The organism is Plantactinospora sp. WMMB334 (assembly GCF_049179095.1).
Classification (GTDB): Bacteria; Actinomycetota; Actinomycetes; order Mycobacteriales; family Micromonosporaceae; genus Plantactinospora.
Window position 1 is genome coordinate 2,949,256 of the sequence record NZ_JBMHME010000002.1, and the last position, 11,884, is coordinate 2,961,139.

Sequence of the window (11,884 nt, forward strand, 5' to 3'; positions counted from 1 at the left end):
GACGGCGGCCGGGTCGGCAGCGGGCCGGGTCCGGAAGCGGGCCGCTCACCGGGCAGAAGGACTGGTGTCGCCCCGGCGAGGTGGGCAGGATAGAGGACATGGACTACGAATACGCGCCATTGCGGTTACCGCCGAATGTCGACCGGACGACCGCAATGGCGCAGCTGGCGATCCAGGCCGAGTTCTCCGGCTGGGAGCTGGCCCGGGTGCGACTGTTCCGCGACGGTACGCGGCAGGTGATGCTGCGTCGCCGCGTGGTCAACCAGTCGCAACCGGGCCTCTCCTACTGAGGATCCGGCTCTCCCCCCGCCCGGCGCTCGGTTACCGGGCCTCCTCGGTCTCCTCGTCACCCTCGGAGAGGAACGGGTGCTCGTCGAGCCGGCCGACGAGCCGGTCGTCGGCACCGGGCGTGAACGGCCCGCTGCTGTCCTCGTCGTCGAAGGACTCGAGGTCGAGCGGGACCGAGACCTCGCTCACCATCACCACGCCGTCGAGCGGCTCCAGTTCCGGGATGTCCAGGGCCCCGAGCGACCCGTCCCCGGTCTGCAGGAGCTCCAGCACCGCCTCGCCGACACCCTCCACGGCCGGCGACTCCTCCTCGGCCGGCACGGCGGCCCGGCGGGCGGCCTGGGCCACCCGGAGCAGCGCGGCGACGCTCGGCACCCGGTAGTCCCGGCGGTGCCGCACGGAGAGGACCAGCGGATGCGGGTCGTCCGGCTCGGCGCCGTCGACGCCACCCAGCCCCACCCCGAAGCGCTCGTCCGCCTCGTCGGGGTCGATCGCCTCCACGTCCCAGGGCGTGACCTCGCCGAAGGCGTCGAGCAGTTGCTCGTCGTACGCGTACGACGCGTTGTTGAGCTCGACGTACGCCTGCCAGACGGCATCGTCGTCGATCCGGCCATCGGCGGCCCGGACCGCGGCGAGATGCGCCCGGGCGGTCTCGATGACCCGCTCCAGGGCGGCGTCCAGCTCGGCGTGCTGGTCGGTCATGGTGTGGCCTGTCCCTTCAGTGCGATTGTTACCAGCCCGCCGGCCGACAGCCGCGCGGGCGGTCTGGTCGACGCCCGCGCGGGCCGGGCTGGATGGACCGGAAGTAGATGGATCAACCGGGGAACCGTAGACGAGTGCCGGCCGGCCTGCCAGGCGGACGGGTGGTCAGCTCTGGCGGAGGAACCGGTCGAGCACCCGCACGCCGAACTGTAGTCCGTCGACCGGCACCCGCTCGTCAATGCCGTGGAAGAGCGCGGAAAAGTTCAGGTCGGCCGGCAGCCGCAGCGGCGCGAAGCCGAAGCAGCGGATGCCGAGCCTGGCGAACGCCTTGGCGTCGGTGCCGCCGGAGAGCATGTACGGCACCGCCCGTGCGCCCGGGTCCTCGGCACGCAGCGCCGCCGCCATCGCGTCCACCAGATCTCCGTCGAAAGTGGTCTCGAGCGCGGGCTGTCGCTGGATGTGCTCGATCTCGATGTCCGGCCCGATCACCTCGCGCAACTGCTCCATCAGCAGCTCGGACTGGCCCGGCAGGCTCCGGCAGTCGACGGTGGCGCTGGCCCGGCTCGGGATCACGTTGTCCTTGTAGCCGGCGGCCAACCGGGTGGGGTTGGCGGTGTTCCGGATCGTCGCGCCGATCAGGTTGGCGATCGGGCCCAGCTTGGCGATGGCCAGCTCCGGGTCGTCCGGGTCCAGCTCGATGCCGAGCGCCTCGGAGACCTGCTCCAGGAAGGCCCGCACGGTCGGGGTGACCACGACCGGGAAGCGGTGCCGGCCGACCCGGGCCACCGCCTCGGCGAGCGCGGTGACGGCGTTGTCGTCGTGCACCATCGAGCCGTGTCCCGGACGGCCCCGGGCGTGCAGCCGCAGCCATTCGAGGCCCTTCTCCGCCGTCTCGATCAGATAGAGCCGGAGATCCTGGCTGACGGTGTAGGAGAAGCCGCCGACCTCGCCGATCGCCTCGGTGCACCCCTCCAGCAGGTCGGGGTGCCGGTCGACCAGGAAGTGCGCGCCGTACCCGCCGCCGGCCTCCTCGTCGGCGGTGAAGGCCAGCACCAGGTCGCGCGGCGGGCGTACCCCGGTGCGCCGCCAGTGCCGGACCACCGCGAGCACCATGGCGTCGAAGTCCTTCATGTCGATGGCGCCCCGACCCCAGAGGTAGCCGTCGGCGATCTCACCGGAGAACGGCGGCACCGACCACTCGCCCGCGTCGGCCGGCACGACGTCCAGGTGCCCGTGCACGAGCAGGGCGCCCCGGCCCGGGTCGGTGCCGGGGATCCGGGCCACCACGCTGGCCCGGCCCGGTGCCGACTCCCGCAGCTGCGCCTCGACACCCACCTCGGCGAGCTTCTCCGCCACGTACTCGGCGGCGACCCGCTCGCCGGCGGTGGTCGCGGGGTCCCCGGTGTTACTGGTGTCGATCCGGAGCAGGTCCCGGCACAGCTCGACGACCTCGTCGGTGGCGCCCGGGAGCGGGGACGCGGACTGGCTACTCATGCGGTTCTTCATACCAGCCCGGCTCCGGGGCCGGCGCCTCCCCCGTCCGGTGGCGGGTTTCGCGATCCGGGCCGGAGGGTACCTGCGGATGTCCGCGAACGGTGCCGGTCGAGGATCCGGCTCCGCGGCGGCGGACCAGCCCAGTGAGGAGGCCAACCGTGAGCGTGCCACTGCCCCCGCTGCCCCCGACCGGTGAGGACGCGGACTACCGGCCCGGCGGGCGCAGCATGGTGGAGCTGCTCGCCGAGGAGCACGACCAGATCGCCGCGCTCTGCGGCGAGCTGGCCGACGGCGCCAGCCCGGAGCGGCGCAGCCAGGTCGCCGAGGTGCTGACCGCGACCGTCGCCCGTCACCTCTCCGGCGAGGAGCAGTACCTCTACCCGACCGTGCGCGACGCGCTCCCCGGCGGCGGCCCGCTGGCCGACCGGGAGATCGCGGCAGACACCGAGCTGCTGCGGACGCTGCGCGAACTCGAGCACGTCACGCCCGACGAGCCCCGCTTCGACCAGCTCGCCGACGAGGTCACCGGCCAACTCCGCCGGCACGCCTCGACGGCGTCGACGGAGATCTTCCCCGCGTTGCGGGCGGCGGCCAGCGACGCCGACCTGATCCGGCTGGGCAACCGGGTGGAGATCGCCGAGGAGGCGGCACCCACCCGGCCACACCCGGACGCGCCCGCCACGCCGCCGTGGAACCGGGTCGTCGAACCGGCGCTCGGCGTCGTCGACAAGGTGCGGGACGCGGTGAGCGGCCGGCGGACGTACGCCGACGACCTGACACCCCCGGCGGCGCCCTGACGCCGCCCCGCTCGCGCTCCGGGCACGTCACGGGCGTCCTCTCCCGCGGTGTGATGATTCTTGCCTGACGCGGGGCTGCCCTGCCCCGGGACACGGCGCTGGTGGACGGAGGATGGCGGTGCGCGACGCGTTGGTGGTCCGGGGTGGCTGGGAGGGCCACGTACCGGTGGCGGCGACCGAGTTGTTCCTGCCGTTCCTCCGGGACGCCGGTTTCCGGGTGGAGGTGCACGAGGACCTGGCGGTCTACGCCGACCCGGACCGGATGGCCGCCGCCGACCTGGTGGTGCAGTGCTGGTCGATGGGGAGCATCAGCGACGGGCAGGCGGCGGGTCTGGTCGCGGCGGTCCGCGCGGGCACCGGATTCGCGGGCTGGCACGGCGGGATCGTCGCCGCCTTCCACCACAACGCGTACGCGCAGCTCACCGGCGGGGTCTTCGTGCACCATCCACCGGGCTTCGTGGACCACGACCTGACGGTCTGCCCGGACCGGGCCGGCCATCCGATCGTCCGGGGCGTCGGGCAGGTACGCCTGCACACCGAGAAGTACTGGGTGTTGACCGATCCGCTCAACGACGTCCTCGCGACGGTGACCTTCGACCCGGGACCGGACGGTGCCGGCGCGGCGGATCCGACGCCGTGGGACCGGTCGGTCACCCTGCCCGCGGTCTGGACCAGAACCTGGGGCAGCGGCCGGGTTTTCGTCTCGACCGTCGGCCACCGGCTGGCGGACCTGACCCTTCCGCCGGTCCGGACGATCACCGAACGAGGGCTGCTCTGGGCTGCCCGTCAGAAATAGGTGTCCGTTCGGTCGCAGTTTGGGTTTCCTTTGGGGGATCTTTCACTGGCCAAAGGTCTTCCCGTGGATCCCTTTCGGGTCCTACCGTCACGCTATGAACCTGGAGCTGCGGCACCTCAAGGTGGTCTGCGCGATCGCGGAGACTGGCAGCGTGACGAAGGCGGCGTCGACCCTGGGCCTGGCACAGCCTGCGCTGACCGCACAGCTCCAGCGCATCGAACGCACGCTCGGCGGCCCGCTCTTCGAGCGGGACCGGCGCGGTGCCCGACCGACCGCGCTGGGCGAGCTGGTGTTGGCCCGGGCCCGCGTGCTGCTGCCCGCGATGAAGGGGCTGCAGGACGAGGCCGCCCGGCTCGCCGGAACGGGCTCGACGATGACCCGGTTCCGGTTCGGCGGGGTGAACAGCCCCATCCTCGGTGGACTGGTGCACCGGCTGGCGGCCGACCAGCCGCACGCGCAGATCAGCACCCACGCCTCCTGGTCGGTCGACGAGCTGGCCCAGATGGTGCTCAGCGGCCGTCTCGACTTCGTCCTCTCCGGAGTCTGCGGCGACGCCGTGCCGTCCGCGGAGTTCGGGCTGACCTGGCGGGCCGTGGCGGTGGACGCCGTCTTCGTGCTGCTGCCGGAGGCCCATCCACTGGCCGCGAACGACGAGGTGCACCTGGCCGCCCTCGCCGCGGAACGGTGGGCGGCGGCCCCGGGCGACGGCTGCTTCGCCGACTGCTTCGTCGCGGCCTGCTCCCGGGCCGGCTTCACTCCGGCGAAGATCTACGAGACCGACATCCGGAGCTGCATCGACCTGGTCGAGGCGGGCGAGGCGATCGCGCTCGCCCAGGCCACCTTCCGGCCGGTCTCCGGGCTGGTCACCCGCCCGCTGGCGAACGCGCCGCTGCGCTGGCGACTGCTGCTCGGCTGGCATCCGGAGGCCCCGGCCGCCGGCATCGCCGACCGGGTGCTCGGGCACGCCATCGCCGCCTACACCGACTCGCTCTCCCGCAACCCGACCTATCTGGCCTGGCTGGCCCGCAATCCCACCTTCGGGCCGCAGGACCTCGCCGCCGCCTGAGGCCGAGCCACGCCGCACCGGCAACGCCCGGCCCGCCAGCGCCCGCCAGTCGGCGGTGGCTGCCCGATCGGGCTGGTGGGCTGCCCGCCGGCCGTGACGCGGTATGAGCTAGGCGGGATATACCTGGGTCGATTATCGCCGGTTACCTTAACCATGCCCTGCCCGATCCAGAACCACCGGTACCGGCGGCGACCGTCGACATCGCCGCGGGCCGGCGGGACTGACCCCCGGTCGGCGGGGCAACGGCCACCGTGTGCCGTCCGGTTCCGGGCCGGGCGGCGCACGGGCCGCCCGGTTCTCCCGTCCCGCCCCCGTCTCCCGAGCCCGCCGAGCCGTCCCACGGTCCGGCCGGCGCGCGCCACGACAGCCGTACGTCCTGCCCCGCCCCCTGGGCAGGAGATCGGCGGCGAGGGCAGGCCGGCGGGCGGTCGCCGGCACTTCCCTACCCCCGTCGAACTCTGTTCCGCGAAGGAGACACCGGATGAAGCGAAGACTCGCCACACTGGCGGCAGTGACCCTGCTGCCGGTGGGGATCCTCGGCGCCGTGGCCCCACCTGCCGCCGCGGCGCCGGACCCCGGAACCCCGGGCGCGGCTCCGGCCACCGCCGACGCCGCATCCCCCGAGATGCTCGCCGCCATGCAGCGCGACCTCGGGCTCACCGCCGCCCAGGCCCGTGCCCGGATCAGCCGGGACGAGAAGGCCAGCCTCGTCGACGCCGGGCTGCGCAAGTCGCTCGGCCGGGCGTACGCCGGCGGCTGGATCTCCCAGGCGGACGGCACGCTGACGGTCGCGGTCACCGACCGGTCACAGGCGGCCCGGGTCACGGCGGCCGGCGCCGAGGCGAAGCTGGTCACCCGCGGCGCCGCCCAGCTCGACGGGGTCAAGTCCGGGCTCGACCGCGCCGCCGCCAAGGCACCGGCCCGGTCGGTTCCCGGCTGGTACGTCGACGTCGCCACCAACACCGTCGTGGTGCTCGCCAACGGCGGTACGGCCGCGGCGACCGCCTTCGTCAGGGCCAGTGGCGTGGACGCCGCCGCGGTACGGATCGTGGCCACCACCGAGGCGCCGCAGCTCTACTACGACGTCCGGGGCGGCGACGCCTACTACATGGGCGGCCGCTGCTCGGTCGGCTTCTCGGTCACCGGCGGCTTCGTCACCGCCGGCCACTGCGGCACGACCGGCACCGCGACGCAGGGCTACAACCAGGTCGCCCAGGGCACCTTCCGGGGCTCGTCCTTCCCGGGCAACGACTACGCCTGGGTGCAGACCAACAGCAACTGGACGCCGCAGCCGTGGGTCAACAACTACGCGGGCGGCAACGTGACGGTGGCCGGCTCCACCGAGTCCGCGGTCGGCGCCGCGATCTGCCGCTCCGGCTCGACCACCGGCTGGCACTGCGGCACCGTGCAGGCGAAGAACCAGACCGTCAACTACTCCCAGGGGTCGGTCAGCGGCCTGACCCGGACCAACGTCTGCGCCGAGCCGGGTGACTCGGGCGGCTCGTGGCTCTCCGGCCAGCAGGCCCAGGGCGTCACCTCCGGCGGCTCGGGCAACTGCTCGTCCGGTGGCACCACCTACTTCCAGCCGGTCAACGAGATCCTCTCGGTGTACGGGCTGACGCTGCGCACCGGCAGCGGCGGCGGTGATCCCGACCCGCCACCGCCGGGCGGTGCCTGCACCGGCTACGCCAGCACCTTCACCGGCTCGCTCTCCTCGGGCGCCGTGCAGTACCAGCCGAACGGCAGCTACTACCAGACGACCCGCTCCGGCACCCACCGTGGCTGCCTCGACGGGCCGTCCGGGGTGGACTTCGACCTCTACCTGCAGCGGTGGAGCGGCAGCAGCTGGGTGACCGTGGCCCAGGGCACCTCTCCGGGCCCGGACGAGACGGTGTCGTACAACGGTTCCGCCGGCTACTACCGGTACGCCGTGCACGCCTACAGCGGATCGGGCAGCTACAGCCTCGGCGCGTCGGCGCCCTGAGAAACCGGTCGACCGACCGCCCCGGGCTCCCCGCGTGCGCCACGCGGGGAGCCCGGTGGCGGTCCGCCGCGATATCCCGGCCGGAAGCGGGTACCGGTACCGGCATGACCGACCTGATCCCACCCGAGAACGACGGCGAGACCGTACGCCGGATCGCCGCCGCGCACACCGCCGCCTCCCGCGACGTGGAGGCGTTCCTGCGCCGGATTCCGGAGGTGCCGACGCCCGCGGACATCACCGAGTACGCGGCGCTGCTGGCCCGGGAGGAGGCGCTGCGCACCGAGCGGACCGACGCCGCCGAGGCGGCCGGCCTCGGCGTGCCGACCATCGGCGGCGCGTAGCCGCGTCCCGGCGGAGCCGCGCGGCCCCGGGCGGCCCTGCCGGAGGCAGGGGCAGCGCGTCCGGCGCCGCCCTGGGCGACCGGCGGCCACCGCTCGATCGGCAGCCCGGTGGCCACCGCTCGATCAGCGGGTCGTGGCTACCGCTCGATCAGCGGGTCGTGGCTACCGCTCGATCAGCGGGTCGTGGCCGAGGTCGAGCAGGGCGCGCCGCCAGTTCTCGTCGGTCGGGCCGCCGTCCGGGCGGGTGTCGATCAGATCCTGGATCTCGTCCACGGTCTCCCGCATGACCTGGATGTCGCCGCCGGTCAGGTCGACCTTGCGCTTGCCCAGGATGGCGAGGATCTGCCGGCCCGGCTCCGGCAGCCCGAGATCCGGGTCGGCGCCGAACGCCCGCTCTCCCGACCCCTGGGTGAGCAGCCAGCTACGGAGCTGCTCCGACGTGACGTTGACCCGGGCGTGGAACTCCTGCCACAACTGCTCCACCTCGGGCTCCACCCGTTGCTGTCGCGCCATCACGCCTCCTCCTCCTCCGCTGCCGACGGCGACGGCGATGCGGGTCGTGCCGGCTCGTCCGCACCGCGGTTCGGGCGCCCCGCGGGTGGCCGGGGCCGTGCCGGGCCGGAGGCGGCCGGTGGCCGCAGTACGGCGTCGGTCTTCGCGCTCTTCTCGCGGTTCTCCTCGGGCTGGCTCACGCCACTCTCCCCTTCTCGTTCCGGTGGTTCACCGGCCGTGGGTGGTGGTGGCCGGGCTGCGGCCGCCCGGCCGGTCTCCCGCCGACACGTCGAAGGTCAGCTCGCCGTCCCGGGCGCCGACCACGACGCGCTGTCCGGGCTGGACGGTCCCGTCGAGCAACATCCGGGAGAGCCGGTTGTCGACCTCCCGCTGGATCGTCCGGCGCAACGGGCGGGCACCGAACTGCGGCTCGTAGCCGTGCTCGGCGATCCAATCCACCCCTTCTGTGGTGAAGTCTACCCCGATGTCCTGAGCGTGCATCCGTCGCCGGGTCTCGCCCAGCAGGAGCTCGGTGATCTGCCGCAGCTGCTCGGTCTCCAGCCGGCGGAAAATGATCACCTCGTCGATCCGGTTCAGGAACTCCGGGCGGAACTGCTCCTGGAGCCGGCGCATCAGCCGGTCCCGCAGCTCGGTGTTCTCGTCGTCGCCGCCGCCGGCACCGCCGCCGAAGCCGACGCTGCGCCGGGCGCCGGTGATCAGCTCGGAGCCGAGGTTGCTGGTCATGATCAGCACGCTGTTCCGGAAGTTCACCGTCCGGCCCTGGCTGTCGGTGAGCCGCCCGTCGTCGAACACCTGCAACAGGATGTTGAAGACGTCCGGGTGCGCCTTCTCGATCTCGTCGAGCAGCACCACCGCGTACGGGCGGCGCCGGACCGCCTCGGTGAGCTGCCCCGCCTCCTCGTACCCGACGTAGCCGGGCGGGGCGCCGACGAGCCGGCTCACCGTGTGCCGCTCCTGGAACTCGCTCATGTCCAGCCGGACCATCCGGTCCTGCTCGCCGAAGAGCGCCTCGGCCAGCGCCCGGGCCAGCTCGGTCTTGCCCACCCCGGTCGGGCCGAGGAAGAGGAAGCTCCCCATCGGCCGGTCCGGGTCGGCCAGCCCGGTACGGGACCGCCGCACCGCCTCGGCGACCGCGCTCACGGCGTCGTCCTGCCCCACCACCCGCTCGTGCAGGTATCCCTCCAGCCGGAGCAGCCGGTCCCGCTCCTCCTCGGTGAGCTGGCTGACCGGGATGCCGGTGGACCGGGAGACCACCTCGGCGATCTCCTGCGTGCCGACCTCCGGCACCGCCGGCTGGTCGCCGTTGCCGTTCGCCGCCGAGAGCCGCTCGCGTACCCCCTGCAGCCGGTCACGCAGCTCCGAGGCGCGCTCGTACTGCTCGTCGGCGACCGCCTGGTCCTTCTCCCGCCGGACCTCCTCCAGCTGCCGTTCCAGCTCCCGCACGTCCCCGGCCGGCGTCCGGGTACGCAGCCGCACCCGGGCACCGGCCTGGTCGAGCACGTCGATCGCCTTGTCCGGCAGGAACCGGTCGGTGACATACCGGTCGGCGAGCTCGGCGGCGGCGACCAGCGCCTCGTCGGTGAAGCGGACCTGGTGGTGCGCCTCGTACCGGTCCCGCAGGCCGTGCAGGATGGCGACGGTGTCGTCCACGGTCGGCTCCGGCACCAGCACCGGCTGGAACCGCCGGGCCAGCGCCGCGTCCTTCTCGATGTTGCGGCGGTACTCGTTGAGCGTCGTCGCGCCGATCACCCGCATGTCGCCCCGGGCCAGCGCGGGCTTGAGCATGTTGCTGGCGTCCATCCCGCCCTCGGCGCCGGCCCCGCCCGCGCCGACCAGGGTGTGCAGTTCGTCCAGAAAGATGATCAGCTCGTCGCCGTGCGCCCGGATCTCGTCGATGACCTTCTTCAACCGCTCCTCGAAGTCACCCCGGTAGCGGGTGCCGGCGACCAGGCCGGCAAGGTCGAGCTGCACCACCCGCTTGCCGACAAGCGTCTGCGGCACGTCCCCGTCGCAGATCCGCTCGGCGAGCCCCTCGACGATCGCGGTCTTGCCCACCCCGGCCTCGCCGATCAGCACCGGGTTGTTCTTGGTCCGGCGGGAGAGGATCTCCACCGCCTGCTCGATCTCGTCCGTCCGGCCGATCACCGGGTCGATCTCGTCGGCCCGGGCCAGGTCGGTGAGGTCCTGGCCGTACTGGTCGAGGGTGGGGGTGCCCCGGTCCGGCCTGCCGGCACCGCCGTTCCCGCCACCGCCGCTGGCGCTGGCGGCCTGCAACGACTGCGGCTGGATCCGGCCCGCCGCCAGCATCCGGCCGGCCGGCGACTCGGGGTTGAGCGGCAGCGCCATCAGGATGTGCTCCGGCCCGATGTACGAGGCGCCCATCGCCCGGGAGAGCTGGTGCGCGTCGAGCAGCGCCCGCTTCGCCGCCGGGGTGAGGGACATGTTCGAGGGGACCTGGCCGTGCGTGGCCGGCCGCTCCACCCGCTGCTCGCCGCCGAGCGCACCGAGCAGCGCCTCCGGGTCGGCTCCGGCCCGGCTGAGCAGGTCCCGCAGCGGCTCCCGCTGCAACGCGGCCCAGAGCAGGTGGTCGGTGTCCAGGTCACTGCTGTTCGCCTGTGCCGCCCGGCGCGCCGCGTCGGCGAGCATCTCCCGGGCGTCCGCGGTCATCAGCCTGGTGATGTCCACCCGCTGCCCCTGCCGGCGGCTCTCCCCCCGGCCGAAGTACCGGGCCAGGAACTCGTCCCACGGGTCGGGGCCGAGGTCGCCGGGTCCCTGCGTCATCTTCTGTCCCCCTCACGGGCGCGGGCACTGGCATCGCCTCGGCTACCCGGCCGCAGCAGCGACAAACCCGGTGTAACCACAGCAGCCACACCCGGCGCGGCCCGCCCGCGCCGATCGCGGCGGAGTCACCCGCGCCGGTTCCGGCGGAGTCACCTACGCCGGTCGTGGCGGAGCCGCGGCCGGCGCGGCCGGGATGGCAGGCTGGGCGGATGCCCATGACCGAGGAACCGCTGCTCGTCGTCGACGCCGCCAACGTGGTGGGGTCCCGACCGGACGGCTGGTGGCGGGACCGGGCCGGCGCCACCGCCCGGCTGCGCGACCGGCTGGCGCCGATCCGCCGGCACGGCCTGCCCGGCCTGGTGCCGCCGGTCGAGGTGGTCCTGGTGGTGGAGGGTGCCGCCCGCCGGGTCGAGGCAGCCGAGGAGGTCCGGGTGGTCGCGGCGGAGGGCTCCGGCGACGACGCGATCGTCGGCCTGGTCCGGGCGGAGCGCGCCGCCGGCCGCACCTGCGTCGTGGTCACCGCCGACCGGGCCCTGCGGGACCGGGTCACCGCGCTGGGTGCGGGGGTACGCGGACCACGGTGGCTCGTCGCCCCGCCCGACCGGACGGCGGAGGGGTGAGAACCACGACTGAAAGTTTCACTCCTGAGCAGGGCTTCCGGGCAGTCGACCAGACAAGTGTCGGAGATCCGACTGAGTAATGTCACGGTGACGCAAAGTAGGAGGAAGGGTGGCCTCCGACCGGCACCGACCGGATCAACTGGGAACGGACAGCCGGGCAGCAAACACCCAGGGCGCTGCGGACCGCCCAACGGGATAAGCTCTAATTAGAGCCCTCCCCGCCCCCAGGAGGTTTCGCCGTGGCGAGTGTCGCCGAGCTGAAAGCGGCCATCGACGCCGCACTGCAGCAGATCGGCGAGAGCCAGGCCGCCGTGCAGGCCGCCGGCGACAAGCTTGCCGAGGCGCAGCAGACCCTGGCCGGCGCGCTGGAGGGGAGTGGACACTCCACGGTGGATGCCGCGCAGGCGTCGCTCTCCCAGGCAGCACAGGAGCTGGAGGAGTGCCTGGCCGCGACACTCGCCGCCGTCGAACACGCCCAGCTCTACGTCTCGACGCTGTAGAG

General features: G+C 73.5%; 13 protein-coding genes. 8 read left to right on the forward strand and 5 right to left on the reverse strand.

The annotated features are described in order from the left end of the window. The first annotated feature begins 98 nt into the window (after positions 1-98). Positions 99-290, forward strand: coding sequence for a DUF5703 family protein (locus ACN27G_RS12625; protein WP_196203124.1), 192 nt, complete (start codon positions 99-101; stop codon positions 288-290). 31 nt (positions 291-321) lie between these two features. On the opposite strand, the gene ACN27G_RS12630 is transcribed toward ACN27G_RS12625, so the two are convergent. Both ACN27G_RS12630 and ACN27G_RS12635 read right to left on the reverse strand, forming a co-directional pair. Beyond that, positions 322-990 carry a hypothetical protein gene (locus tag ACN27G_RS12630; protein WP_421492991.1) on the reverse strand — a complete coding sequence of 223 codons (669 nt, stop codon included), beginning with the start codon at positions 988-990 and terminating at the stop codon, positions 322-324. Positions 991-1,155: 165 nt separating this feature from the next. Then, complete coding sequence (locus ACN27G_RS12635; RefSeq protein ID WP_421492992.1) at positions 1,156-2,484, reverse strand: M20/M25/M40 family metallo-hydrolase; 1,329 nt, start codon at positions 2,482-2,484, stop codon at positions 1,156-1,158. Positions 2,485-2,642: 158 nt separating this feature from the next. Here ACN27G_RS12635 and ACN27G_RS12640 point away from each other — a divergent pair, with 158 nt between their 5' ends. The 5 genes from ACN27G_RS12640 to ACN27G_RS12660 all read left to right on the forward strand — a co-directional run bounded on the left by ACN27G_RS12640 (position 2,643) and on the right by ACN27G_RS12660 (position 7,468). Then, positions 2,643-3,281 carry a hemerythrin domain-containing protein gene (locus ACN27G_RS12640; protein WP_421492993.1) on the forward strand — a complete coding sequence of 213 codons (639 nt, stop codon included), beginning with the start codon at positions 2,643-2,645 and terminating at the stop codon, positions 3,279-3,281. Between the two features lie 112 nt (positions 3,282-3,393). Next, the gene (locus tag ACN27G_RS12645; protein WP_421492994.1) at positions 3,394-4,077 is read left to right on the forward strand and encodes a ThuA domain-containing protein; all 684 of its coding nucleotides are present in this window, start codon (positions 3,394-3,396) and stop codon (positions 4,075-4,077) included. 94 nt (positions 4,078-4,171) lie between these two features. Then, a complete protein-coding gene (locus ACN27G_RS12650) occupies positions 4,172-5,143 on the forward strand; it encodes a LysR family transcriptional regulator (RefSeq protein WP_421492995.1) in 972 nt (323 codons plus the stop codon). A gap of 481 nt (positions 5,144-5,624) precedes the next feature. After that, positions 5,625-7,127 carry a S1 family peptidase gene (locus tag ACN27G_RS12655; protein ID WP_421492996.1) on the forward strand — a complete coding sequence of 501 codons (1,503 nt, stop codon included), beginning with the start codon at positions 5,625-5,627 and terminating at the stop codon, positions 7,125-7,127. Between the two features lie 104 nt (positions 7,128-7,231). After that, positions 7,232-7,468: a hypothetical protein gene (locus ACN27G_RS12660; protein WP_421492997.1), complete on the forward strand. Its 237-nt coding sequence runs from the start codon at positions 7,232-7,234 to the stop codon at positions 7,466-7,468. 162 nt (positions 7,469-7,630) lie between these two features. On the opposite strand, the gene ACN27G_RS12665 is transcribed toward ACN27G_RS12660, so the two are convergent. Genes ACN27G_RS12665 through ACN27G_RS12675 form a run of 3 tightly spaced genes read right to left on the reverse strand, consistent with a single transcriptional unit; the run spans position 7,631 to position 10,762 of the window. Then, complete coding sequence (locus ACN27G_RS12665) at positions 7,631-7,981, reverse strand: DUF3140 domain-containing protein (protein WP_421492998.1); 351 nt, start codon at positions 7,979-7,981, stop codon at positions 7,631-7,633. Next, positions 7,981-8,160 carry a hypothetical protein gene (locus ACN27G_RS12670; RefSeq protein WP_421492999.1) on the reverse strand — a complete coding sequence of 60 codons (180 nt, stop codon included), beginning with the start codon at positions 8,158-8,160 and terminating at the stop codon, positions 7,981-7,983. Before ACN27G_RS12670 ends, ACN27G_RS12665 begins: the two co-directional genes overlap by 1 nt. A 28-nt stretch (positions 8,161-8,188) precedes the next feature. Then, entirely contained in the window at positions 8,189-10,762 is a 2,574-nt protein-coding gene (locus tag ACN27G_RS12675) for an ATP-dependent Clp protease ATP-binding subunit (RefSeq protein WP_421493000.1), read from the reverse strand. Between the two features lie 215 nt (positions 10,763-10,977). Here ACN27G_RS12675 and ACN27G_RS12680 point away from each other — a divergent pair, with 215 nt between their 5' ends. Beyond that, positions 10,978-11,382 (forward strand): hypothetical protein, encoded by a 405-nt coding sequence (locus tag ACN27G_RS12680; protein WP_421497313.1) that lies wholly within the window; start codon positions 10,978-10,980, stop codon positions 11,380-11,382. A gap of 239 nt (positions 11,383-11,621) precedes the next feature. After that, positions 11,622-11,882 (forward strand): hypothetical protein, encoded by a 261-nt coding sequence (locus ACN27G_RS12685; RefSeq protein WP_421493001.1) that lies wholly within the window; start codon positions 11,622-11,624, stop codon positions 11,880-11,882. The last annotated feature ends 2 nt before the right edge of the window (positions 11,883-11,884 follow it).